The following is a 26,092-nucleotide window of genomic DNA, read 5'->3' on the forward strand; positions in this document are numbered from 1 at the left end:
CACCCAGCCGACCGGATGCACACTTCAGGGGCGAAGCAATAGGGCTTCGCCCAAACATGGTGCTGCCGTCTTTGGCAGCACCATGGAATAAGGAAGACGAGACTTTTTCAACAATCCCGATGAGCGGGTGTCACCTCACCCCATCCACCGGATATCCGCCGTGGACATCTGCCCGATATGCACGCCCAGCAACGTAATTTCCAGGTCGTGAGAAAGGTGAAGAACGGCATTGTCATTGGTATCTGCGGTAGCACCAGCCAGCAACGCACTGACTGAAGCAACCCCACCCGCCGTCTGATGGACCTCAAGGTGATCCTGGCCGATGGTAAAATCCGCCACGGTATGATGTCCGGCGACGTTTTCGGTGAAAACGAACGTGTCGGAACCGGTCCCGCCTTTGAGGAACTCATTTCCCTTCCCGGCGATCAAACGGTCATCGCCCGCATTGCCGAACAGGTAATCGTTACCGGACACGCCATCCAGAATATCGTTGCCATTCCCGCCGAACAGAAGGTCGATGCCGGTGCCGCCCGTGATCTTGTCATTTCCCGAGCCTCCATGCAGCAACTGGTCGCTGTTGGAGCCTTTCAGCACCGTATCGGCGCTGCTGGTAACGACGTGAATATCATCGTTGCGCAAATACTGACCGTCGGACAGCTTAGGCGTAATCGCCCAAGTGGGGTCATTGACGTAATCGCTGCCCATCTTCGCCGTCATGCCCGCCAGGTAGCCATAGGCTTCGATCGACTGGGTTGAACCCGTCGCCGAAATGATACTGGCCAACGACGCCTTTGCCACGGCCGCCGCCCCTCCGGCCCAATCGGGATAGCCTTCCTGCCCCGTTACGGTGTGGGTCATCGTGGCCATGGTCGCGTTATAGACCTCGGCCCAGGTGGTCAAAGGCTGGCCGCTGACAGGATCCACCACGGTCAGATAGGGTGACGTCAGCGATCCCAGAAGCGGATCAAATCCTTCATCGGCATGGGTAAAGCGGCCTGAAATGAAGTTATCCATCCAGGCCAGAGCCTGCCCGGCCTCAGCATAGCCGCGTTGCGCCATGTACCCCAGCGTAATGGCCAGATAATCCTGCTGCCAGGGAGAAATCAACCCCTTCTGATGGAAGTTATAGTCTGTCGTGAAGCCCTCGATTTCACCGAACTTATCCATGGCTCCGCCAGTGACATAGGTCTCGATGAAATTGTGAAGGTTGCTTCCAGTCAGAGAGGTAAAATATTCTTTCAACGCGTAATCGTCGGGCAGAACATAGGCTGCGTCGCTCAAATCGCGCAAGGTCCAGGCACTCGCCCGCTCCTCGGCCTTGAAGGTCAAATTCCCGTCGAGGTCACGCCAGTTGCCGGGGGCGTAGAAGGCAATGGTGGAACTCGCCTGGAAGGCCAGTTCGTCCGCGTAATAATGGCTGCCGGTCAGAAGATATGGAACGTAGGTCAGCGATGGCCGGTGCGAAGCATCGACCGTCCACCCTGTATTGGCCTGACTGAACGCTTCGGGCAACTGATCGCTGCCATAGGCTTTTCCGGTGCCGCGCCCATCGAGCCACAACAGGGGGTGGTCGTCGATGCGAACCGGAGCACCCGTTGCCTCGTCGCGGAAATGCCAGGGGATCGAACCGGCCGCATCGGCGTTTTCAAACAGAACCTTCATCGCCGTCGGGTCCTGACTGAGCAGAGCCCGCGCCGCCCAGGTGGTTTCCGGCCCGATATCGGGCCGCCCGCCTGGCGTTCCCATGTATTGCTGAACGGCCCCCGGATCCATGAGCCCGGTGTTGCTGTCATTCAGCTTGGCGGCAGAAGCACTAATCGCCGAACTGCTGACTCCGACCGTGGTGTCGTAGGCCGGAATGGCACCGCTTTCCACCAGATATTGGACATCGCGCACCAAATATTGATCGGGAGCGCCATTGCTCCATACCTCTTGATGCCAAGTGGCGTTCTGGTTGTGATGGAAATTGTTTTCGCTGGCGATCTTGGTGCCGTTACGGATAATGGCGTAATCGTAATCGAAAGCTCCGACACCCTTGGTGTAGGTCGTATCGTTGGCGACGATCACATCGGTGGTGTTGGTGCCATCGGCATAGCCGCGAATATCAAAGGTAACCGTCAGCCCGTTGCCCACCGGGACATTGACCCGATATTCGGTCGCTTGCGGACCGCTCATCCAGGTACTCAGGGTTCCGCTCGTCATCGCCTGCTGCAACGCTTGGGCGGCATCGAAAGTGTGCGGCGTCAGGGTGCCGTCAGCATTGTGGATATCAAGAGTAACCTTGAGATCGAGGCCGTGAGCGAGGATGTCCTTCGCGCCGATCGACGAAGCCTGGGCGTGGGCGTCGCCTTTGGTCAGCACCATGTCGAGGCTGCCGTTGGCTGCAATGTCCGGGGTCTTCAGGGTCAGAATGGCATTGCGAACCGACCCATCGTCATTGGTCGCCTTGACGTCCATCTGGACCGGAATCTCTACGCCATTGATGCGGGCGTAAAGAACGTCGCCGGGCATGACATTCCCTTCCACGAAGGGCTGACCGAAGCTCATGAAATGGGCCGCAGCCGTATGATCTGTTGTGTTTTTCAGTTGGAAACCAACCACGTCACCGCTTCCGTGGGCCTCGATCACCTGCGGATTGATGACAACATTGGGAGTAGAGGAACCGCCTGTGGTGGGGGATCCATTCCCGGAGGACGGAGCAGTGGTGACCGCCGCAGGACCCACCGTAACCGTGATGGTGCCGACCGAAGTGGCCGTTGATCCATTGGAGGACTCGGTCGCAACCGCGGTAACAGTCAAATGCGCGGTTCCAACAAAGTCGGACGGCGGAGTCATTTTAAGGTTGCTCAACTGGGCCGACGTCAGGGTCCAGGTTCCATCCTCATTATGCGTTCCGCTGCTTAAAACGGCCCGATCTGGAACCCCGGAGAGAGTAACGGACAGCGTTTCCGAACCATCGGTATCGGTCAGCGCACTGCCAACCAACAAACCGATCGGTGCCCCCGCCTTACCGGACGAATCGCTGACGCGAATGGCTGGCGCATCGGCAACTGCCTCGACATCAACCTCGAAACGAAGGCGGGCGGTGGAGAGCTCGCCATTGGCTTTCGTTGTGGTCGTGGCAAGAACGAGATCCATCGTCCCCGCGTAATCATGGGGGGATATCAGGCTCAACCCCTTTAACTGCGTCGGCGCCAAGGTCCAACTGCCGTCTGCATTAGCGGTGCCAGCGCTCAGACTGGCTCCCGCGGGCAGGCCCTCGATCCGAATCCCCAGAACGCCGGTGGCATTCGTGGGCAAGTGCGCCGAAAGATTGAGAGGAACGCGAACATCCTCACGTCCATCTGCTGGAGCCGCGCTCAGAACCGCCGGGGTGGAGCCGGTGGTGACCACACTGGGTAAGACCGAAACCAGCAAATCCGTCGTGATGCTGGCCGTTGAACGGTTGGATTGCTCGGTGGACGACGCCGAGACGATCAGATGCAATTGCCCGAAGAATGTCGCCGGTGGCGTCACGGTCAGCCCTTTGAGCTGGCTGGGAGACACGGTCCAAGTGTTATCGGCATTTACTGTTCCAGCGCTCAGAACCGAACCCTGAGGCAAGCCGGAAATCGTGGTCGATAGTGCTTCCGATCCATCGGTGTCGGTCAAGGCGGCGGCAATGGACAAGGCAATGGGCTTACCTTGCACACCGGACGTCGGTGCCACCGTCAGGATCGGAGCATCGGCGACCGCCGCCACCGCCACGGAGAAGGTTGCCGCTTTGCTGGCAACCGATCCGTTGGACAGTTCGGTGGTGGTGGTCGTCACTGTCAGGGTCATGGTGCCAGAGAAGTTTTTAGGCGGAGTAACCGTGAGCCCATCGAGATGATCCGGGGGCAAGGTCCAACTACCATCGGCATTGCGGGTACCGGCGTTCAGGCTGGCATCGGCGGGGAGGCCCGACAGAGTCACTCCCAGCACTTCCGAACCGTCAGAATCGGCCAAGCGAGCCGCGAGCTTAAGCGCAATGGCGGCATCTTCCTTGCCAGCTACCGAGGCGGCGCTGACAATTGCGGAATCGGCCACCGCCGCGACATCGACGGTAAAGGTTCCCGACCGACTGGCTGCGCCATCCGAGGCCAAAGCCGACAGAGTGAAAGAACCGGAATAATCCTTAGGCGGGACCAGGGCCAGACCGGGCAATTGGTCACCAGAAACCTTCCAGCTTCCATCGGGATTCTGTACGCCAGCACTCAGAATGGCTCCGGCAGGCAAGCCGGTCAGCGTCAGCGACAGCGCCCGGCTGGGATCGGCCGCCTGAGCCGTGATGTTGAGGAGGATAGCGCCGTCCTCAAGACCGGACACCGGCCCGACCTCTAGTTCCGGCTTGGTCACTTGGGGATGCAGCCCTACGCCCGGCGTGTAGACATAGGTGCCATCGGCAAAGCTGAGACGCTCGACGGAAACGAGCAAATCGGTGCCATCGGAGCCGGTCAAGGCTCGCACAGAAAGCCCCGTCGTCGTCTCAGTCACCGCATAATCACTGCGCGCCCCAGCATAGACGGCTGTATCGACGCCGCCACCGCCACGGAGAAGGTCGTTGCCATCGCCGCCAATCAGGGTATCGGCTCCGGCCGAGCCGATAAGAGTGTCATTACCGGCCCCACCAGAGATAGCGGCAATACCGACCAATGTCGTCGCCGAGAAATCCAGCACGTTGGCACCACCGTCACCGGCAATGGTGACATTGGCATACGAATTGGCGCTGATCTGCTCGATCCCATCGGTCGTGCGGAACGATTGCAGCCCGATACGGGTACCATCGGACCCGGCAAGAATGGTGTCGGTGCCACTGGTGCCGGTGTCGCGATAGGTGTCGAAGCCATCGTTGGTCCCGTTGACCAGATAGCTGTCACCGCCGCCGCCGCCGTTCAGCAAATCGTTACCATTGCCGCCGATCAGGGTATCAATGCCAGCCGAGCCGGTGATGGTGTCGTTGCCCGCGCCGCCATCGATGACGGTAATTCCAGTCAGCGTCGTCGCCGAGAAATCCAGCACGTTGGCACCGCCGTCACCGGCAATGGTGACATTGGCATACGAATTGGCGCTGATCTGCTCGATACCATCGGTCGTGCGGAACGATTGCAGCCCGATACGGGTACCGTCGGCCCCGGCAAGAATGGTGTCGGTGCCGCTGGTGCCGGTATCGCGATAGGTGTCGAAGCCATCGTTGGTCCCGCTAACCAGGTAGCGGTCACCACCGCCGCCACCGTTCAGCAGGTCGTTACCATTACCGCCGATCAGGGTATCAATGCCAGCCGAGCCGGTGATGGTGTCGTTGCCTGCGCCCCCATTAATCGCGGCAATCCCACTCAGGGTCGTCGTCGAGAAGTCCAGCACATTGGCACCACCGTCACCGGCAATGGTGACATTGGCTTTTCCGCCCGCCGAAATCACCTCGATCCCGGCCCTGGAGGAGAAACTCTTGAGGCCAATGCGAGTGCCATCGGTAGCGGCAAGGATGGTGTCGGTGCCGGATGTTCCCGAGTCGAGGAAGGTGTCAAATCCACCGCCCGTCCCCGAAAAAATGTATGTGTCGCTTCCAGCGCCGCCATCCAGGGTGTCGTCTCCCGAGCCTACGGCAAGGATATCGTTGACGTTTGAGCCAATAATGGTCGCCATTTTGTTCAACTCCGCTCCTCGCCTAATCGCATTAGCGCCCCACAACCAAAGTCGGCAGCCTGTTTACGACCTAAGCGATATACCTATGACGAAAGTTACACCAAAAGCACGGCAAGGTCAAAACAAATAAACAGGCATCATAAATCCCGCCTCTATTGTAGTCATTTGCATATAATTTTACGTAATTTTAGTACTTCATTGATCTGTATATAGTATCCTTAACAGGTTTGATAAAGTATTCAGCCATTGTTCTTGAACCTTTGTCGATAACAACCTCACACGGCATACCTGGAATCAAACTAAATTGCTCCAGTTGCCGACGGCCTTCTTCATCGATCTCTATACGAACGATATAATACGGAGCGTCTGTTCGTTCGTTCACCATGCGGTCGGCGGAAACAAAGATCACTTCGCCTTTAACGGTTGGTGATGCCCCTCGATTGAACGCAGAGAAACGCACCTGCGATGGCTGGCCCACATAAACTCCGTCGATGGAATCTGGAGACACGGTTGCCTCGACCAGAAGGCGATCATCCCGAGGGACGACATCCATAAGATGTCCACCCGGCGCCACCACCCCGCCAACCGTATGAACGGCTAAATCCATCACCACGCCAGCCACCGGAGACCGCACAGTCAAACGGGAGATCTGATCAACCACGGCAGCCAGACGTTCTTCGGAATCGAAACGGATGCCCTGCACATCGCGCAGTTCTTTTTCCACATCTTCCCGGAACTGCTTATCCAATTGCAGAATCTGAAGATCGGATTCGCTGATGGTCTGACGGATCGAAGCAATACTGGCCAGAGACTGACCTCGCTCTCCTTCAAGGCGCGCCACATCGCGCTGGAGCGACAGAATTTTGTTTTTCGAGGAATAGCCTTTTTCCTCAAGAATCTGCTGGCCGCTCAATTCCTTGCGCATCAAGACAGCCTGATATTCCAGCGATTTTTCGAGAGTGGTCAGCCCTAATATCTGTTCACGCGACTGCTCAATCCTGGCGCGCAACAATTGGATCTGGCCATTCCGGCTACTGCGGCGGGCCTCAAAGAGGCGGCGCTGGGTATCAAGAGTACTGGCAACCTCGACATCGGTGCGCCGACTGATCAGTTCGGCGGGAAACGAAATGACGTTTTCCCCCGACCGCTCCGCCATCAATCGTGCTTCCTGGGCAAGGGCGCTGTCGAGTTTGGCGCGCAACAACGCGGCCGACGCCAACACCTGCGACTGATCCAGACGCAGCAGCGCCTCGCCCTCCCCCACGATTTGACCATCGTGGACCAGGATTTCCTTCACGATGCCGCCTTCGAGATGCTGGATGACCTTGCGGCTGCTATCGACCACAAGCGAACCCTGCGCCATCACCGCCGCCGTCAGCGGTGCCAGAAAAGACCACAGAATCAGACCGCCGAATGTCACGGCGATCACCAGCCAACCGGCCAGAATGCTCCGGCTGTAATCGGCGGCGCGATCCGGCACGGCCAGAGCCTTGGCGGGGGCTGGCACCAGATCGGTCATGGCCGCCTTTTCCTCTTTCATGAGCGGCTCAACCGACCGACCGGGTAACGGCTGTCACGGCGGTAGCGGCAGTCGCGGCAGTCGCCGCGATCTGACTCAGCACCTCATCCTTAGGACCAAAAGCGAACATGCCGCCCGGATGCAGCACCAGCAGCAAATCGGCGACCTGAAGGACACTGGGGCGATGCGACACCATCAGAACCGCACAGCCGCGCTCTCTCATCGCGAGCAGGGCCTCGATCAGCGCACGATCGCCATCCTGATCGAGATTCGAATTGGGTTCGTCCAACACAATCAGCACCGGATCGCCATAAAGGGCACGGGCCAATCCGATCCGTTGGCGCTGACCCGCCGAGAGATTGCGACCGTTGGGACCGATGGGGGTGTCGTAGCCCTGGGGCATGCGCAAGATCATGTCATGCACCCCCGCCAGCTTGGCGGCAGCGATGATCGCCTCGTCGGAGCCACCGCTGAAGCGGGCAATATTCTCGGCGATCATTCCGCCGAACAACTCTACATCCTGGGGGATATAGCCGATATAGGGGCCGAGATCGTCCTGGTTCCATTGATGGACATCCGATCGATCCAGCCGAACCTTGCCGGCGAGCGGCAGCCAACTGCGAACGATCGTCCGGACCAAGCACGATTTACCGCTTCCACTTGGCCCGGTGATCCCCAACACCTGGCCCGGCTGCACACTGAAATTGATCCCGCGCAGAACGGGCACCCTGACTCCCGGCGGTGCCACGGCAAGGTCCATCACATCAAGCAGCCCTTTTGGGCGCGGCAGAGTGGTACGTGGTCCAGCGTCCCGATAGGCGTCGAGCAGAGCGGTGAGGCGATACCAGGCGCTCCGCACCGTAATAATCTGCTTCCACGTCGCCATGGCAGATTCAAAGGGAGCCAGCGCGCGCCCCACAATGATCGAACTGGCAATCATCGCGCCCGAGGTGATTTCATTATCGACCGCCAGTGCCGCGCCCGTGGCCAGCAGCGCCGTTTGCAATCCCATTCGCAGAAACTTCGACACCGCGATTACCGCTGCGGCGCGGTCGCTGCCAATTTCCTGGTAGCGCAACATCGTGCCGCGCTGGATCTGCCAGCGGCGACGAAAAGAACCCAACATTCCCATCGCATGCAGAACTTCAGAGTTTCGCACGCCGTTACCGATGGCACCGATGGTGGAAACCGCTTCGCAATTAGCGGATTCAAGCGGCTTTTTGGTCACCATCTCGTTGGTAATGGCAGCCCCCAGCAAGATCACGGCTCCAAACAGCGCCAGCGCTCCCAGCAAGGGGTGAAGCAGGAAGATGACCCCGATCAACAGGGGCGACCACGGCAAGTCAAAGAAAACCAGCAGCGCCTGCCCGGAAAAGAACTGGCGAACGGTATCGAAATCGCGCATGCCCTGAACGGCCCCCTCGCGCGGCGCGGTAACCACCGTCGCAAAGATCGCGCGCACCACCACATCGGACAGCTGGGTGTCAACCCGGTGCGAAATCCGCACCAGAATGCGAGACCGCACCACTTCAAGCCCGGCACTGGCAGCCAGCAGCACAACAACTAGAACTGTAAGAACAATAAGCGTTTCCAAGCTGCCGCTAGGAAGAACCTTATTGTAAACCTGCATTGAATATATAGGAACGGCCAAAGCAAACATATTGATGAAGAAGCTAAACGCTCCCACCATGAAGAATCCATCAGCACAGGCCTTTAGCGCCTCTTGAACTTTCTTATATTTCTTTTCTTCCATGAAATTACCGATAAAACCCCTTCCTCATACCATCGAAAAAACAAATGCACTCCGGAGCGATGACAGTCCCCAGGGATGACCGAATGAATCGAATGCGGGGTTACCACGCCCCCGCAGGGGCGATATGCAAAACCCGAACCAAAACATTAGGAATGAAAATAAATATTACACATCAATGGCTTGATAAAAAGCATCACAACTCGCTTCTGCCTCCATGTAAAGTTAGCCTTACACCTTGCCCCTCCAGTCCCCTTGGCGTGTCGATTTAAGTAATTCTGCTCGCCCTTGACCGAAATCGTTCAAGAAGACACCTGAGTTTTCAGGCATAATGTCTTTTTATTTTCGCTTTCCGGTTGAACCTCTGTACAGCTTGCGGAGCATGGGGGCGGGCATGAAGACGGAATGGATACGGAAAGGAAAGATCGTGGCCTGGGGAGTGATTGGCATCCTGATGGCAACTGCCGCGACCGGACTTTTACTGTCAGCGCGCTGGGGTACGAACAATTACTGGCTCCTAGAAGCCCGATTCAGTAATAACGATAACGATTCAATTCTGCGACAGCACTTCCTCGCCGAGGACAGTTCTGACGCAGCACGCTACCAGGATCTATTTCTCTATTTCGTCTCTGGTTTCATCGCCGGATTGGACGATACCGGGGCGCGGGTCAGACACCCCGGAGCGCCCAGTATCGCCGGGCGCGAGATGGATTCGGTCGAAGGCTTTACCCGCACCGCCCCGATGCTGGCCGCCTGGATCGCATCGGGGCGTCCGGCTGAAGTTCGCATAGCCGATGGACGCTCGATCAATCTTCTGGACACCCTCCGCCGAGGATTGCTGGCGGGTACAGACCCCTCCAATCCAGGCTATTGGGGCGCGATCGGCAATGCCGACCAGCGCACCTGCGAAGCGGCAGACGTCGCCCGCACCCTATGGCTCCTGCGCGACCGGCTATGGCCGACGCTAAATGACAATGAGCGCAACCAGATCGCTGGCTGGCTGAACCAGACCAACGGCAAGACCGTTGCCGACAATAACTGGCATCTGTTTCCGGTCATCGTGTCTTTGGTGCTGAAAGATCTAGGCCAACCCTATGACGCCGAAGGAAGCCTGTGGCATTGGCACCAGTTCTTGCGCTTTCACCGGGGGGGTGGTTGGTATGTCGATGGCGAACGCGGCCATATCGACTATTACGCTGCCTGGGGCATCTTCTACGATTTGGACTGGATCGACCGTATTGATCCCGCCTTTGCCGCTGATGCCGCCCGCTTCTTCGCCCCCTTCATCGCGGACTGGAGTTATGTCATCGGACCAAACGGCATTCCGATCATGGGGCGCAGCCAATGTTACCGGCTGGCCGCGCCGGTACCGCTGATTGCCGCCGCCCGCCATGCGCTGATACCCGCCGGTCAATCCCGCCGCGCCCTCGACGCGACATGGCGGTATTTCGTAGCCAACGGCGCGCTGGAGCGGGGCAGCGTAACCCAAGGCTATTGCCACGAAGATCTGCGCCTGCTGGACAATTATTCCGGCTCGTCCAGTTGCCTGTGGTCGCTGCGATCGCTGATCGTCGCGTTCCTCTACCCGCCGGATTCACCGTTCTGGACCGAACCGGCTCAGCCACTGCCGATCGAGCAAAGCGACTACACCCACACCATCCCCCCGGCGGGCTGGGTGTTACATGGCGAACATGCCAACGGACGCATCGTCCTAGAGCAGATCGGCCGACCGGACATTGCTCACCCGCTGATTGACCAGAGCCTGCATCAACGCCTCTCGGAATGGATCTGGGATTATCCCCGTCGCCCCGACAACGACGCCTTTAAATATGAAAACCTGTTTTATTCCTCGACCGTCCCCTTGTGCACCCCGCCCTCTTGAACCGGAGCGCCCCCCCCTGTCAGAGTCGCCGGGTTTTCGCATCCCTCAGGCTGTGACACTCTGGGGGAAATATTTTGAGTCAGTCGGTTGGAGAGGGGCATGTTCTATCAGGCCAGAACCAACCTCGCACGCAGGCGACATAATTCTGCCTGCGAGACGATCTTGAAGACCAAGCCTCTCGTCATCCAGGAGGCTCCGCTCCGAATCGTCAGCATGGTGTCTCATGCCGATGTGCTGATGTACCTCGTCGCCGTCAAATCGTTTTATTCCGTCCTAAAGGAGGGGCGCATCGTCGTACTCGACGATGGCAGCCTGACCGACCAGGACCGCGCGGTGCTGTCGGACCATCTGAACCCGGATTTCCGCCTGGTCGCCGATGTCGATACAGGAAGCCTCCCGCGCGGAGGCTGCTGGGAGCGTCTGCTGACCGTGCTCGATCTGGCCCGCGAGTCGTATGTCATTCAGCTCGATTCCGATACGCTGACAATCGCGCCCCTGCCCGAGATCAGCGCCTGCTGGACCGCCAATCGATCGTTCACCTTGGGAACCCGCCTCGGCCAAGCCGTGGTCGGCACCGCCGAAGCCAAAGCCACCGCCCAGCGGCTGGGGGGCGATCATATCCAGGTTCTGGCGGAACAGACCTTCGCCGACCGGCCCGAAACCGCCTCGCTGCGCTATATCCGGGGCTCGGCAGGCTTTGCCGGTTTCGCCCAGGGCGATAGTCCGCACCAGCGGCTGGAAACCGTTTCGACCGCGATGAGCGCGGCCTTGGGCGCACGCTGGAGCGATTGGGGATCAGAACAGGTGGCTTCCAACATAATGGTCGCCAACAGTGCCGATCCGGCGGTCCTGCCACTTTCCCGCTACGCCTGCTATGACGCCGACATGCCCTATACCGACAAGGCTTTCCTTCATTTCATCGGCAGCCACCGCTTCCACAACGGCGTCTACACCCGGCTTACCCGGCAGATTATCGCCCAACTCGCCAGGAGATAACCATGCCGCGTCCTGTTCTGCTGGCCATCGTGACTCTGGCGTGCGCACTTGCACCGCCGCCCGCCAAAGCAGCGCGGAACTGTCCAGACGACGCCATCGCCTGCGTCGAAGTCAGCAATAGCGGGCGCGCATCGGCAATGCTGCCGGTCACATTCGGCCACCCCTTCGCCAAGGGGGCATTGCCCAAGGGCGCGGTTCTGATGGCGACCGAGCGGAACGGCACTCCATTGCCGCTCCAGATGGACCAGATCGCGACCCACCGCGACGGTTCGCTGCGCCATGCGGTGATCAGCGCCATTCTGCCGGTTGTGGCACCTCGCGAGACGGTGGTCGTGGCGCTGAAACGCGGCACGGCCGCGCCTCCGCCTGCCATTACGCCGATACCGGCGTCCGCGTCATCGGGACACGACATCGTTGTCAGTGCCACAACATACGTGCCTCAGATCAGCGTGGTGAGCTTTGGTAACCGCCAGGGCCAGACGCCCGGCACGCCCTTCGTCGAGGGAGAGAAAATTACCCTAATTCTCGGCACCGATCCCGCCGATACCTATACGGTAACCGTCGATAAAAAGACCGCTGGCGGCGGCTATGAAAGCCTGACCCGATTAAGCAAGGCGGTTGCCGATGCAATCAATACAGGCGGACGGTTCCACGCCTTCAAATGGGGCCGCGGTGACGGCTATGAGAAGGTATGGATTACCCCCAGGGATTGGCCAAGCGGCTCCTTTCCCATCCGCTACCAATATTCCGGCCAAGCCAGCATCTCCGTCGCACATGAAACCACTGTCAAGCCGAAGCGGGTTTATACCGCGTCGTCGCGCGAGGCGCTGCAAGCCCAGAAGGAAGCGCCGCCCTTGTGGCTGTCTGGCCCAGTGGCCCGCGAGGCCGTGCTGGTGGCTCCGCTGCGCGATGAAACCGGATCGCCTCACCCGCTGTTGTCTGCCCGCTTTTATTTGCGCACCTATGCCACAGGCGCGCTCCGCTGCGACGTCGTGATCGAGAATACCTGGACCTATGGCATCACCCCAGGCACCGTCTTTTACGATATTTCCATCGCGCGGGACGGTACCGAGATCTATCAACACGAAGGTATTGGTCATTATCCCAACGCCCGCTGGCATCGGGTGGTGTGGTCGGACGGAGATCCCGGCGTCACCGTGCGCCACGACCTCAGGGCACTGAGCGCCAGCAAGGCGATCCTCAACTACGATTCCACTCTGACGGCCAATCCCGGCGCACTGGAGAAAGAGTCAGAACGCCTGCGCAAAGCCGATACGACACCGCTTGGAAACGCCTTCATCATCCATTACATGCCGATGGTCGGTGCCCGCGACGATATCGGCCCCCTGCCCCGCTGGACCGCGCTCTGGCTGATCAGCCAGCGGCAAAGCCAGAAAGAGGTGATGCTGGCCAATGCCGATGCCGGCGGCAGCCCCCCCATCCATTTCCGCGATGCCAAAACGGACCTGCCGGTCAGTTTGGAAGATCACCCCGATATCTCTCTGTTCTACAATCGCGGTCACAATGCCGATATCCGTCCAGAGCCCAGCTATGCCCTGACACCGTGGACGCCCGAGACCAACCACATGCCCTCGCTCAGTTATGTGCCCTACATGGTCACGGGCGATCTGTTTTATCTGGAGGAGGTTCAGTTCTGGGCCAATTGGGCGCTGGGTCAGGCTGATCCCGACTGGCACCGGGAAAAGAGCCGTGGCCTGATGCATGCCAACGAACAGCGCGGTCAGGCATGGACGCTAAGGATGCTCGGCCAGGCCGCCTACATCACCCCCGATGCCCACCCGATGAAGCATTACTTCACCGCCCGCCTGAAGGGGAATCTGGACTGGTATCTGAACAACGTGGTGCATGACCCGGCGGCATCGCCGCTAGGGTTCTACATGGATCGCTTCCACGCCGATCAGATCGCGCCCTGGCAACTCGATTTTATGATCACCACGCTGGGCGGATTGGCCGAACAGGAGGTTCCCGGAGCCGACGAATTCCTCCGTGCGCTGGCGCGTTTCACCGTGGGGCGGTGGACCAGCGAAGCCCAAGGGTATTGCCACGCCCACGGCCCGGCATATTGGCTAAAGACACGCCATCCAGACGGAGCGCTGGTACGAACCTGGCGCGAATTATTCACTCTCAATTGGCCCCAGGTCACGTCCTGCCCACCGCCCACCGCGTTCATTTGGGGCTATCCCAATCTGGCGAGTGGTGCCGTCGCCATGGGAAGAGCAGCTTTGGCCCAAGCCGCCACGTTATCGGTGCCGGGTGCCGCCGAAGCGTTCGAACGGTTGAAAGCGGAAACGCCGAAACTCTCCGATGCCATGTCCAGTGATCCAACCTGGGCGATTGTCCCCCGCCAACCTGCGTTCTGACAAAAGTCGGGGCTGTTCTGATCACGCGTCCCCGATCCTGACCCGTTTATCTCCGCGATAAGAGACGGTCAGCGCGGGCGGCGCACATGGCGGATCAGTGTCACGATCTCGTTTCCCAGCGGATGGCGCAGCAACCAAACTCCCGCCAGCCACGGCACAATGCAGACACCGGCGACAGCGGCCAAACCGAGGATCGACATCGGTGCCTCCCATCCCAATCCCATGCCGACGCAAAGCGGAATGAGGGCGGTGGCAACGGTCACTCCCAGGCTGGGAACGAGCATACGGCAGACCTCGCCCCACCGGCACCCGACCAGAGGAAGAGTCTGGCTCAGAGACAGGGCGGCATGCAGAACCGACACGGCCAGAGCAGCCATCGCTACCTCGACCATACCAAACGATGTCGCAACGACAAGCAGCCCCACCTGAACCGGAACCACCATCGCCTGAACAAAAAGGCTTTGGCGCACCCGACCCGTCGCATTGAACACCGAAATATTAATCTGACTGAGTACCCCGAAGCCCGCCGCCAGACACAGCCAACGCGAGACCGGAACCGATGGCAGCCATTGAGCGCCAAACACCGTATCGATAATCGGATGGGCCAGCAGGGCCAGCAGGACCAACATCGGCCAGGCAATTCCGGTGAGCAGGGATAAAGCGTTCAGGTAAGGCTGGCGCAGCGATTCTCCCTGCCGGTGCAATTGCGCCAGAGCACTGACCGCCACCGGCCACACCGCCTGAATCACAGTCTGGCTGAACAGAGTAATCAGCGAATTGCCACGGCTGTAGAACCCGACGGCGCCAAAACCCAGGGTGCGGCCCAGGGCAATTTCCGGCAAACGCTGGGAAATCTCATTCAGAATCTGCGCCCCACTGGCGAACAGCCCGAACGACGTAACTCGCCGCCATTCCGTCAGAGAGGGACGAACCAGGATATCGCCTTTCAGATGCAATATCGCCATCAAGAGCGTCACGAGAATCGCGGACGTGCTGGCCCAGGCCAGACTGAGCGCCCCATACCCATTTGACGCGGCCAGGATGGAAACCCCGCAATTGACCAACGCGGCGATTAACCCCAAGCGCAGGCTGACGCCGAAATCCATCCGCCGCCGGATCAACGCGATCGCCACCGAACTGAGCGGAACCGCGAGGAAATTCAGGCTGAGGAACATAATCACGCCGCGCAATTCGGGAGCACCGAACAGAGAGGCGATCACTCCGGCTCCCCCCAGAAACAAAGCGGCGAAGCCAAAGCCGATCAAAAGGCTGATACCGATCGCGGTGGCCAACCGTGGCCGGGTCATCTCCTTTTCCTGAATGATGTAATTCGCGATTCCGAAATCACGAAAGGTCTGGGCGATATTGACGAGGCCCGATGCCACCGAGAACAGACCGGTTTCGACCGGAGACAGCAGGCGCGCCAACACCACCACGGTAACAACGTTGATCAGGAGACCGCCGTACTTCTCAATGACAGAAAACACCAGAGAGCGGCGAATGCTCACATCCGGTGTCCGGCGAGCGATGACAGATCGGGATCGGAGCGAGACTCCGCCACCCGCTCCTCCAGAAAAGCGGCAAGCTGAGTGTATTGGGTATCGCGATCCATCCCTGCGCAGACCTGCACCGGCAATTGGGGAATGCGGCCCTCGCGCTGCTTGATGTCGATCCAGTCCTCAAGGGCGCGCGTCAAAACTGCCGGATCGTTGGAGAACACTCCCGCCCGGCGTTCGCGGATCACCGCTGCGGGCATATTATCTTCCAGCCCGAGACCGATAATCGGTCGCCGTACCGCCAGATATTCGAACAATTTGGCTGGCACATGGCCGAAATCCGCTGGAGCGTTCCACTGCAATAGCAACAACAGATCGGCCCGGCGCTGCAACCAGATGGAGTCCGCATAGGGAACCGGCGCCACTACCTTGACCAGATCAGCAACGCCAGCCCGAATCGCCAGCGGCATCACATGAGATGGCTCGGTGCCGACAAACATCACAGAAACCAGATTACGCCGTGGCCCCAGCGCGTTAATCGCCGTGAATAACGGGGTGGGATCGCGGCGACCGGCATAGATCACCCCGGTGTAAAGGATCGTCAGGCGGTCATGAGACAACGGCTCGGGCGACGGATCGGCAACGGCGAAATCGCGAGGGTCGAATCCGTTGAAAGCGGCAACCACCGGCTTGCCGAACTTGCGTTGAAAGAAGGCCGCCCACGGCAGCGATACCGTCACCACCCCGGCGGCAGTGGCAACGAGGCGACGTTCTAAAACGGTCAGCAGGCGCAGACGCCACTCTGGCCAATCGGCACTGAAATAGGGGTCATCGACCCAACGGTCGCGATATTCCGCCACCCAGGGAACACCGTGCCGCCGCGCCAGACGCTGCGCGACAAGGAAAGCGGTAAAGGGGGGGCCGCTGGCGAAAATCATATCGGGGCTCCAGTCGCGGCAGATCGTCCGCGCCCCGGCCAGAGCAAACGGGGTCCACCCCCCCCAACTGTCGGGGAAGCTCACCGCATGCTTGTAAAACCACCCCAAGCTGTGCAGCACCCGATCAAGGCCCCGTCGCGGGCCAGCCTCCCGCTGGAGCTGTGCCGGATCAGTATCGGCCCTCTTCTGTCCGCCGTCTCCACCCGACAGCAGGGCTCTCAGACGACGACGCAGGCGGGCCATGGTTTTGGGCAAACCATTGACATCGACCCAGCCGGTGCGCACCACGGTATCATCGGGAACTTCGCGGGCGAGAGTGGACGGAATATCGGTCGGAGTTCCGCAGAGAACGCGGACATCGTGGCCTTGAGCGCGCAAAAAACGCGCAAACTTGCCGACGCGAACCGCACCAATGGCATTGGTGGGGGGGAAGTACCAGGAAACGATCAGAATCTTCACGCGCCAACCTTTAACCTGGAACACTCTGCTTCAATGCGGATCATCGAAACTGAGTGCAGAGCCAAACGTATGGGTACGATGCCGGTTCATGTGTCATCTTCGCCGATCCGCCTAAGCCCCATGGGATAAACGTCAAGACACCCTAGACATAAAAACCAAAAGTTGTTAGTGTTCTCGGTGAATTAATCTTATACACGAGAACGATGGCATCAGCCTGATATCGTACCTTTTGAAAGTCGTCTGTGACGGTATGGGCCTCCAAACCTGATCGGGATCGCCCTATTGTGGCAGTTGAATCAACCCCATCTGTAGGGCGCGAGCGATGGCATGAGACCGATTCGACGCCCTCAATTTTGACATTGCATTGGTCAGGTGGAACCGCACCGTCCGCCCCGAAATGCACAACTTAAAGGCGATCACATCGGTGGTCAGGCCGAGCGCGCTCCACCCCAGGCATTCGCGTTCCCGCGCCGACAGGATGTGAGTCGGAGCGGCCGGACCAGACGGAGCACGACCGCGTTCAGCCGCCTCGCGCACAAGACTGCCCAAGTATTCAGCCAATCCACCGACCGCCATCCAATCGGAATCCATCGTGAAAAAATCGCTCGCCCCATGCTTCAAGGCGAAAACCGCACGACGGGCGTCATTGGCTGGCGACAGAACGACGAACGGCACGGACCCGATCCGACTGGCGCACGCGGCGATAAGCAAGCGCTCCTCGAAAGGATCAAGCGGAGTCACCACCACCGCACCGACAACACCGTCCTGATTCGCCTTTGGCGTGTCCACATCCTCCCAAGAAACCACGGCCAAGCCCAAATACGCTAAATGCTGGTTAAGCGTGTCGATTGCCGCGGAACCGGCCCCCCCCATGACCAAAATGCGCGGCACTGCACCCTCCGCGCTGCGGAACATCAAGGGAGATCCCGCTTGGAACCGATCGTTTACCTTGGAAGCTGACGCGTACATTTTTGTCCCCCAGCACCACGCACGCCTCCTGAATAACACGATATGGTTCTTATTTAGCATCGACAAACATAGACGTAATAAAACGAAAAAATGCTCCCCCTCTGCCAAGAGAGGGAGCATTTTCGCATGAGAACCAATGTCACCCGACGAACGGCTGGGCTCGGGCGCTAGATCGCCTGACGCCGACGGGCCGCCGCCGCACCGAGACCAAGAAGACCAATCCCGAGGATCGCCAAAGCGGTCGGGGCGGGAACCTGATGGTAGGTGGCGGACGAAAGCACGAAATCGGATTCATTGGGGCCACCGCTATAGACGGCGGTGATGTTCGCCGTCAGCGTATTGAGGTATTGGCCGGCGGCATTAACGAAAGGATTGGTGACCTCAAAGCAGCCGGTATTGCCATAGGTTGTCGCACCGGCATTGCACGAAGTGACGGTCTTCGAGAACAACAAGGCTTTCGTTACGCTATCATACAGCCCCCAGAGAGCCGTATCCTCGCCGGTCAAGGCCAACAGGCCATAGTAGCCGTCGATATCGATGCGAGCCGTTTCGTTGTGGTCCAGATATTCGGCAATACCAGTCGGACTTGTTGGTGTCGGGTAGTTTGTACCGTTCCACACGGTATCGGAACCATTGAAAAGCAAAGCCAGCTTGATCGAACTGAACTGGACTTGCTTCTGGGTGAACTTAACCGACAATTCTTCGGTGTTCTCGTGCGTGATCACGCCATAATGGTCTTTGACACGCCAGTAATCGATTTCGGAACCACGATCATTGGCTGGCCCCAACACCGCAGAACCATCAACACCGACGCCAGAAACCCCGGCCTGATTGGTGAAGCTGAACTTCCCGACCGTCCGGGCCGGAACAGCCCCCTCGGCGTAAAGATTGGCGTAAGCGGTGATATTGGCATCACCGATGACGGCCTTACCCGTGTTGCCATGGGCGATGGTGTACGCCTTGATGTCCGAAGAATTGAGGACGCTGGCACTGGCGGGATTGGAAAGCACCATGCCTGCGGCCAGAACAGCATAGACTATTTTTTGAACAGTCATGAGAGCCTCCATGCCTTTGAAATTGCAGTTACCCCACTCACAAGCAAACCCCATACCAACAGATACAACCAACTGATACAAAAGGGGTTTGCAGAAAAAGACCCACTTCTCGAATGCGAAAATCGTAAGAAAATCCAGAGACCTCGCCGATACAACCGATAGAAACGCCTTACACCGTCGCCTGACGATGGAAAGTGGCTTCCCCTTTCGCCGCATTGACCAGAAAAGCCTCGAACATCAGCAACAGCCAGAGTGCCGCACTGTGATCCGATTGCCCCGACAGGTGCTGATCGACCAGCAAACGCACATTGGACATGTTGAACAGGCCGGTGGCGGCCAGCGACCCGTCATCTCCGGTCATCGTGTCCAACCGTCCGCGCCAAGGCCCACGCAACCAACGCAGCAACGGCATGGAAAAACCGCGCTTGGGACGATAGAGCAGGTCACGATCGACATAGGGCTCCACCGCCCGCTTCAGCACCAGCTTACCTTCGCGGCCCTTGAGCTTGAGCGACGGAGCAAGGCGCATGCTCCACTCCGCCAATTCATGATCGAGCAATGGCGAACGCACCTCCAACGAGGTCGCCATACTGGCGCGATCGACCTTGACCAGAATTCCACCCGGCAACCATGTCTTGATGTCGGCATATTGGATTTTGGCCAGATCATCGTCGGTATCGGCCGCCGCCATCGCGGAACGCACAACATGGCTGGCGCAATACCCCTGGAGATCGCGGCGGAATGCGTCACTGAACAGGCGCCGACGCATTGTGTTGTTCAGCACCGATACCCCTTGGAAGTAGGCATCGGCGGACTCCATCCCTAATTCCTGGAAGGTGGTTTTGGCGCGCAGAAACCGGGGTGCCCAATCGGCCTTGGGATAGACCCTGCCCAGCATGCCAAACAGCGAATGCCGCAGCCCCGTCGGCACCGTGCGCCGGACCTGTTCCGTCATATGGTGCAGGGCATAGCGACGATAGCCCCCAAACAATTCATCCCCACCATCGCCGGATAGAGCCACCGTGACCCGTTCACGGGCGAGTTGGCAGACCCGATAGGTGGGCATGGCGGAACTGTCGCCGAACGGCTCGTCATAGCGGGCGGCCAGGTTCGACAGCGGATCGGACTCGTCGGGAGTGACCGCGCGGGCGTGATGGTCGGTGGAATAACGTTCGGCCATCCGCTGGGCATAGGCCGACTCGTCGTAGGCGCGATCCCCAAAGGAAATGGAAAAGGTCTTCACCGCCGAACTCGACATCCCCGCCATCAAAGCGACCACGGCGCTGGAATCCACCCCGCCCGACAGAAAGGCACCCAGCGGTACGTCGGAAACGAGCCGCAACCGCGTTGCCGCGTTCAGGCGCTCCACCAGCTCGGCCTTGGCTTCATTGAGATCTGTCACCGGCTCGCCGTCGAAGCGCAAATCCCAATAGGACCGCAACTCCATCGCCGCGCCACGCCGCCACAGCAACCAGTGAGCGGGCGGCAATTTGCGCACGGCACGATAGATCGAGCGCGGATCGGGAACATAGCCATAGGCGAAGAATTCATCGACGGCCCACGGATCGAGCGCGGTGGAAACGCCGGGATGAACCATCACCGACTTCAGTTCCGAGCCAAACACCAAGGTGCCGTCGGGCAAAAGAGCATAATAGAGGGGCTTTTTGCCAAGGCGGTCGCGGGCGATGAACAAAGTCTGGCGGGTCTCATCCCACAAAGCAAAGGCGAACATGCCGCGAAAGTGCTCGACTGAACGCTCGCCCCACTCTTCCCAGGCATGGACAATCACTTCCGTGTCGCTGTGGGTGTGGAAGACATGACCGGCCGCTTCCAATTCAGGGATTATGTCGCGGTAATTATAAATCTCACCATTGAACACCACGACAACCGAGCCATCTTCGTTGTAGAGCGGCTGCCGCCCTCCGCCGACATCGATAATGGCCAAGCGCCGGTGCCCAAGCCCAAGCCCCGGCCCGAAATGCTCTCCGGCACCATCCGGCCCCCGATGCGCCACTCTGTCATTCATGCGCCGCAGCAGGGCGCGATCGATCTGTCGTTCCCCGCTGCTATCGAAAATGCCGACCAAGCCGCACATATCCGCACCCCTGTTCTTTAAGGCCGAGCCTCGGAGGCTTCCTGAATCATCGCGGCCGCGCCCGAGCGTGCACCAAGCAGAATAGCCAGGGTCTGAGCGGCCTCCGCCTCCTGGCCTTCACTGAATTCGGTAGCCGCCACCAGCATCGCCGCTCGCCGCGGGTGGCCCAGGACTTCCGCGCGCAGATCGGCCAGCGCAGTGGAGAGGCCCGGCTCCCGCCACGCCCCATCGACATGAAACAGCGACCACACCAACAGGGACCGCCCGCCCGAAAACAGGACATCGGCCTGAACCGGCACCATCACCCCCTCCAGACGCACCGAGGCGTGAGTCCGGGCGACGCGCCCCCAGCGCTCCGGGTCCATCGCCCGGCGTTCCATGCCGATGATCTTGCCGTGTCGCACAGGCTGACGCAGCACAACGGCAGCAAGATCGACATGACGCCCCGCGATCTCGCAGCCGGCAGCCGCATATGTGTCGATACCAGAGAAGCCCGCACCCCATTCCGCCGACGCCGCGACGGGGGCAAACTCGCCACAGGTTAGACCCGGCGCTGGCCCCGACACCGGAACGGGGACATCGGGCCAGCCTGCGCGGGCAATCGCGGCGGGCAACACCAAAGCCACGGCAAGCCCGGCCACGACCGGCCCAGCCACCGTCCACTTGACGGGCTGCTCCTCCGTGACCCCATCCTGGCGGCGCGGCAGGATCTCTTCGCGAAACATAAAGCCGACCGTCATCACGGCCAGCAGCAGAAACGAGAAAAAGCCCCAGCCATACAGGAGGTGATCGTCAACGATATCAACCTTCCAGGTGATAACAGGGGCGATCAGGATGATCAGGAAGACCCGCAAGGCATTGCCGACCACGGCCACGACGATCATCGCGGCAACGAAGGCCAGTTTCCTGGTCCAGCGACGATAGGCCAGTTCGGCAAAAGCAAGAGCGGTCGCAAGCCCGGCCAGCAGGAAATTGAGACCGGCGCATCCAGGCGCGACCGTATAAAGGCCACTCGGCACCTCGATCGTCAGTCCCTCGTGGAAAGTGGAAACGCCGCTCCACTCCAACATCAGCGAGGCCGCCTGGACGGTTATCGTCTGCAATGGTCCGATCAAAAAATCACCGGTGGGCACCATCAACCACAGATAGAGCAGCGGCAGCAGCACCCGACGACAAAGACGTGGCCCCAAGAGTCCGAGCAAAACGCCCTGCATCATGCCGACGAGGGCGATATGTACGCCTTCGGCCACCCCCGAGAGGTAGGCAAAAAACCACACGCCGCCAAACAGCCCCACGACCACGGCCCCCCAGGCCGAGGGACGAAGAGCATAGCCGCGCAAATCGTCGCGGTTGGTCCACACCAGGAAAAGGGCGATCGGAATAATCAGAAAACAATGCGTATAGGCCGCGCTGCCCTCCCACAACCGAACCGCACCACGATAGCCATCCCAATAGAGGAGAACCGAAAAAACCATCAAAGACGAAAAAATACAAATTGAATCGAAACGTGAATAAAAAGCTTCGCAAACAGACGCAGTAACATTTCGACTTAATTCGTTTATTTTTAATATCATTGAAAAGAAATTCCCTTGGATCTAAAAGACAATAGCTCATCAATGCGGGGGATTCCACCATGGATCCATTGATATTCCTATGTCAGAGAATTCCCCTCCCCCCACAAAAGGGCGACAAGATTCGCTCGTTCGCCGTACTGCGGCACCTTGCCCGCACACGGAATCTTCATGTCGGATGCTTCATTGACGACCCTGCCGACTGGGATCATGTCGAAGCGCTTCGCCATTACTGCACAGATGTCTGCTGCATTCCGCTCGACAAAACGATCGGCAAGCTGCGCTCACTCACCGGCCTCGTGCGGGGAAAATCGCTGAGCGAACCCTATTTCCACGACCTCCGGTTGGCCCAGTGGGTCGATAGCGTGCTGAAGACCCACCATCCTCGCGCCGCCTTCGTCTACTCGTCGGTGATGGCGCAATACATCCCACGCCAGGGACCGATGCGGCCCGAACGGGTGGTAATGGATTTCGTCGATGTCGATTCGGATAAATGGCGCCAATATGCCGAGGCTCAGGCTTGGCCAATGAACCAGATCTATCGACGCGAAAGCAAAAAGCTGTTCGCCTTCGACCGCGACGTCTGCGCCTGGACCGATGCCAGCGTGTTCGTTTCGCCCGCCGAGGCAACGCTGTTTCGCACGATGGTCCCGGAGCATGCCGACAAGATCCACGCCATCTCCAATGGAATCGATCTGGGACACTTCACCCCGTCCACCGATTTCCCCTCGCCGTTCGAGGCGGCAACCCACCCCATCGTCTTTACCGGATCGATGGATTACTGGCCCAACATCGACGCCGTGCGCTGGTTCGCCAACGAGATTTTCCCCACGGTAGCAACGACGGTTCCCTCGGCCCGCTTCGTCATCGTTGGTGCCAATCCCACCCGCGAGGTTCTCGACCTCGCCAAGCAACCGGGCATCACCGTCACCGGCCGTGTCGCCGATGTCCGCCCCTACCTGTCTCATGCAGCGGTGGCGGTCGCCCCCATGCGGGTTGCCCGCGGCATCCAGAACAAAGTGCTGGAGGCAATGGCGATGGGCCGGGTGGTCGTCACCACATCGCAAGGCTGGGAAGGCATCAATGCCAAACCGGGGCAGGATCTGCTGGTAGAGGATAGCGCCGCCGACTTGGCCCGAGCCACTCTCCGTGCGCTCACCGATCCAGAGATGGCGGCGATGGGCGCGGCAGCGCGAGCGTGCATGGTCGGGGCGTATGGTTGGGATGACAAACTTGCCGCCTACGAACGGCTACTGACGGCGTGACAAGCGTCTCTCATGCATGTTGCGATCGCATCGCCGGACCACCAGTGACATGGGCTATTATCACTCAACCAATATGGCGAATGACATGAGGGCCGAGTAAATTCGCCAGCGGTAACGGCAAGCGTTTCCACACCGCGATAAAGGCCCTGTATTTGGGATTGAGTGGATTGATCTCGGGCAGTGCTCCGCCATTCTTCAGGCGAAATTCATGCGTAACCGGCTTGGGCTCAAACCCCCAATTCTTCTTGAAGTTAAACGGGCCGGTGCCAAATTTTGAACGTCCGAAGTCAAAGAGGGTGTAGCCGCGCGCGACTGAACGACGCATCAGCTTCCAATACATATAGTCATTTGCGCCTAAATCGCGCGCCTCCGGCTGACAGCCGGTGTAATACGGCTGTACGCGGTCGCGGAAGTAGAAACTCAGCACACTGGACAGCGGCCGCCCTTGGTGTGTCACGGTCAGGCAATCGCAATCCGAACCGAACGTCTTCATCACTTCGACAAAGAACCGCCGCCCAAAAACCGGCGTCCCCATGTTGCGCATGCTGAAAGCGTAGAGTGGAAAGAAACTCGTGGGATCGCCCTCCAGTCGGTCGTCCAGGTTCTTCCCTTCAATCGACTTACGAACCACAGCCCGCTGCTTGCGCGGAATCTGCTTCAGGCACTCCTCTTCGCTGGCGGGAATAGGGCGGTCGAAGGTGGCGTAGATATCCGAGCACGAAACCCAGCCCTCTGCGTGGCAGGTCGGCGGCTGGCGATATTCCAAACTGCTGGCCCCCAAACGGTCCATCAGACAAAGCGCGGCATCATCAAGGGCGTGACGGGCCTCGTCATCGATTGCGGCAACGCCGCCGCCGATCGTGAAGGCGGTGGAGATCAGGCGGGTACCGAACAGGGGACTCTTGACCAAAATCAGGGGCAACACCCCAACGATCCGTCCATCGCGCTCGGCATAGAGATAATGTCCCGCCTGCCCATAGACACGCTCCACGACCTGTTTCCACCCCAGCCGGTGGAAAAAAGTTGCCTCGGGACACTCCGAAACGACGAACCGATCCCAGGCGGCGGCATTGCGGTCATCGACCGCGACAACGGTCACTCCCATGAAGACGCTCCCTCTCGCGCCGCGCCCGGCACAAAAACACGGTCAACGCGATCCCAAGCCAAATCGTGCACCAACCGGCGCAAACGGCCTTGGGTCTTGTCGAGATTGAGGTAATGGCGGAACCGAGACTTAAACGACACCCCCCGCGCGCGCGGCTGGTCGGGATCGACCTCCCAAGGATGGATGTAGAATATCCCCGCCCGCCGATCGACCCGGTTGACCCGGTTGAACCCGGCGCGGATCAGGGTATATGGGAGCAGTCGGAAAAACCCGCCGCCGCCGCAAGGCAGATTCCGCGTCCCGATCCGCGCCGTGGTAATCGGGTATTCCTCCAACGACCCGTCGGCCTGCGGATAGAAGGCGAAGCGGGGGGACGTGGGCATTCCGTAATATTTGTAGCGGATGGGACTGATGCTGGATGAATAGGAATATCCCTCATCGGCCAAAATATCGAACGCCCACATATTCTGATGATTAATCGAAAAGGTCGGAGCGCGGTATCCCGCCACGGCAACACCGCCAATATCCTCGATTAACCGTTTCGACCGCCGTACATCGTGGCGGAATTCCTCGGGGGTCTGCTCGTCGGCGCGGCGATGATCATAGCCATGGCTGGCCAATTCATGCCCAGCGGCAACGATGCGATGGACCAGTGCCTTGTGACGTTCAGCCACCCAGCCAAGAAGGAAAAAGGTGGCGTGCACCTGAGCTTCGGCAAACAGATCAAGGATCAGATCGGTATTACGTTCGACCCGGTATTGTTGGCGGTCCCAGGTGCTGCGCTCGAACGCCGCGGCCAGGGCCTGAGCCTGAAAATAATCCTCCACATCGACCGTCATGGCGTTGACGATGCGTCCGTCACGACGCAACGGTTCAAATTGCTTTTCGCGAAAGGAAGGACTGTTCGTCATCATCCATGTCTCCCGGTGGATTTCACCAGATCTCGC

15 protein-coding genes are annotated in these 26,092 nt (G+C 59.3%); 4 read left to right on the plus strand and 11 right to left on the minus strand.

The genetic code is table 11. From position 1 onward, the window contains the following. Window positions 1-135: 135 nt before the first annotated feature. From PHAMO_RS04565 to PHAMO_RS04575, 3 genes are all read right to left on the minus strand, one after another. On the minus strand, window positions 136-5,664 hold the full coding sequence (locus PHAMO_RS04565; protein ID WP_002726886.1) for a calcium-binding protein: 5,529 nt from the start codon (window positions 5,662-5,664) through the stop codon (window positions 136-138). Window positions 5,665-5,851: 187 nt separating this feature from the next. Continuing rightward, on the minus strand, window positions 5,852-7,144 hold the full coding sequence (locus PHAMO_RS04570; protein WP_162136943.1) for an HlyD family type I secretion periplasmic adaptor subunit: 1,293 nt from the start codon (window positions 7,142-7,144) through the stop codon (window positions 5,852-5,854). 67 nt (window positions 7,145-7,211) lie between these two features. Further along, window positions 7,212-8,936: a type I secretion system permease/ATPase gene (locus PHAMO_RS04575; RefSeq protein ID WP_002726890.1), complete on the minus strand. Its 1,725-nt coding sequence runs from the start codon at window positions 8,934-8,936 to the stop codon at window positions 7,212-7,214. 424 nt (window positions 8,937-9,360) lie between these two features. On the opposite strand from PHAMO_RS04575, the gene PHAMO_RS04580 reads away from it, so the two are divergent. The 3 genes from PHAMO_RS04580 to PHAMO_RS04590 all read left to right on the plus strand — a co-directional run bounded on the left by PHAMO_RS04580 (window position 9,361) and on the right by PHAMO_RS04590 (window position 14,192). Further along, window positions 9,361-10,815, plus strand: coding sequence for a DUF2264 domain-containing protein (locus PHAMO_RS04580; protein ID WP_235720794.1), 1,455 nt, complete (start codon window positions 9,361-9,363; stop codon window positions 10,813-10,815). Window positions 10,816-10,977: 162 nt separating this feature from the next. Further along, complete coding sequence (locus tag PHAMO_RS04585) at window positions 10,978-11,811, plus strand: glycosyltransferase family A protein (protein ID WP_155801547.1); 834 nt, start codon at window positions 10,978-10,980, stop codon at window positions 11,809-11,811. Window positions 11,812-11,813: 2 nt separating this feature from the next. Next, a complete protein-coding gene (locus PHAMO_RS04590; RefSeq protein ID WP_002726896.1) occupies window positions 11,814-14,192 on the plus strand; it encodes an RIFT barrel domain-containing protein in 2,379 nt (792 codons plus the stop codon). A 68-nt stretch (window positions 14,193-14,260) separates the two neighbouring features. Here PHAMO_RS04590 and PHAMO_RS04595 read toward each other — a convergent pair whose 3' ends face one another. From PHAMO_RS04595 to xrtA, 6 genes are all read right to left on the minus strand, one after another. Then, the gene (locus PHAMO_RS04595) at window positions 14,261-15,700 is read right to left on the minus strand and encodes a lipopolysaccharide biosynthesis protein (protein WP_002726898.1); all 1,440 of its coding nucleotides are present in this window, start codon (window positions 15,698-15,700) and stop codon (window positions 14,261-14,263) included. Further along, the gene (locus PHAMO_RS04600; RefSeq protein ID WP_002726899.1) at window positions 15,697-17,085 is read right to left on the minus strand and encodes a glycosyltransferase; all 1,389 of its coding nucleotides are present in this window, start codon (window positions 17,083-17,085) and stop codon (window positions 15,697-15,699) included. Before PHAMO_RS04600 ends, PHAMO_RS04595 begins: the two co-directional genes overlap by 4 nt. 279 nt (window positions 17,086-17,364) lie before the next feature. Next, entirely contained in the window at window positions 17,365-18,000 is a 636-nt protein-coding gene (locus PHAMO_RS18325; RefSeq protein ID WP_162136944.1) for a helix-turn-helix transcriptional regulator, read from the minus strand. 221 nt (window positions 18,001-18,221) lie between these two features. Further along, a complete protein-coding gene (locus PHAMO_RS04610; protein WP_002726901.1) occupies window positions 18,222-19,109 on the minus strand; it encodes a PEP-CTERM sorting domain-containing protein in 888 nt (295 codons plus the stop codon). Window positions 19,110-19,278: 169 nt separating this feature from the next. Then, a complete protein-coding gene (locus PHAMO_RS04615) occupies window positions 19,279-21,204 on the minus strand; it encodes an XrtA/PEP-CTERM system amidotransferase (protein WP_002726902.1) in 1,926 nt (641 codons plus the stop codon). A 17-nt stretch (window positions 21,205-21,221) separates the two neighbouring features. Continuing rightward, window positions 21,222-22,679, minus strand: a complete 1,458-nt coding sequence (xrtA, locus tag PHAMO_RS04620; protein ID WP_002726903.1) for an exosortase A — start codon at window positions 22,677-22,679, stop codon at window positions 21,222-21,224. 158 nt (window positions 22,680-22,837) lie between these two features. Here xrtA and PHAMO_RS04625 point away from each other — a divergent pair, with 158 nt between their 5' ends. After that, window positions 22,838-24,040, plus strand: coding sequence for a TIGR03087 family PEP-CTERM/XrtA system glycosyltransferase (locus PHAMO_RS04625; protein ID WP_002726904.1), 1,203 nt, complete (start codon window positions 22,838-22,840; stop codon window positions 24,038-24,040). 64 nt (window positions 24,041-24,104) lie between these two features. Here PHAMO_RS04625 and PHAMO_RS04630 read toward each other — a convergent pair whose 3' ends face one another. Beyond that, entirely contained in the window at window positions 24,105-25,145 is a 1,041-nt protein-coding gene (locus PHAMO_RS04630; RefSeq protein ID WP_002726906.1) for a FemAB family XrtA/PEP-CTERM system-associated protein, read from the minus strand. Then, a complete protein-coding gene (locus PHAMO_RS04635) occupies window positions 25,136-26,059 on the minus strand; it encodes an XrtA system polysaccharide deacetylase (protein ID WP_002726908.1) in 924 nt (307 codons plus the stop codon). Before PHAMO_RS04635 ends, PHAMO_RS04630 begins: the two co-directional genes overlap by 10 nt. Window positions 26,060-26,092 lie beyond the last annotated feature (33 nt).

Origin of the sequence: Magnetospirillum molischianum DSM 120, from assembly GCF_000294655.1 — a bacterium.
GTDB classification, from domain to species: domain Bacteria; phylum Pseudomonadota; class Alphaproteobacteria; order Rhodospirillales; family Magnetospirillaceae; genus Phaeospirillum; species Phaeospirillum molischianum.

Coding starts and splice junctions, on each gene's coding strand:
- PHAMO_RS04615 (WP_002726902.1), bottom strand. CDS start 21,204: ATGTGCGGCTTGGTCGGCATTTTCGATAGCAGCGGGGAACGACAGATC.
- PHAMO_RS04635 (WP_002726908.1), bottom strand. CDS start 26,059: ATGATGACGAACAGTCCTTCCTTTCGCGAAAAGCAATTTGAACCGTTG.
- xrtA (WP_002726903.1), bottom strand. CDS start 22,679: ATGGTTTTTTCGGTTCTCCTCTATTGGGATGGCTATCGTGGTGCGGTT.
- PHAMO_RS04590 (WP_002726896.1), top strand. CDS start 11,814: ATGCCGCGTCCTGTTCTGCTGGCCATCGTGACTCTGGCGTGCGCACTT.
- PHAMO_RS04610 (WP_002726901.1), bottom strand. CDS start 19,109: ATGACTGTTCAAAAAATAGTCTATGCTGTTCTGGCCGCAGGCATGGTG.
- PHAMO_RS04575 (WP_002726890.1), bottom strand. CDS start 8,936: ATGGAAGAAAAGAAATATAAGAAAGTTCAAGAGGCGCTAAAGGCCTGT.
- PHAMO_RS04630 (WP_002726906.1), bottom strand. CDS start 25,145: ATGGGAGTGACCGTTGTCGCGGTCGATGACCGCAATGCCGCCGCCTGG.
- PHAMO_RS04625 (WP_002726904.1), top strand. CDS start 22,838: ATGGATCCATTGATATTCCTATGTCAGAGAATTCCCCTCCCCCCACAA.
- PHAMO_RS04565 (WP_002726886.1), bottom strand. CDS start 5,664: ATGGCGACCATTATTGGCTCAAACGTCAACGATATCCTTGCCGTAGGC.
- PHAMO_RS18325 (WP_162136944.1), bottom strand. CDS start 18,000: ATGTTCCGCAGCGCGGAGGGTGCAGTGCCGCGCATTTTGGTCATGGGG.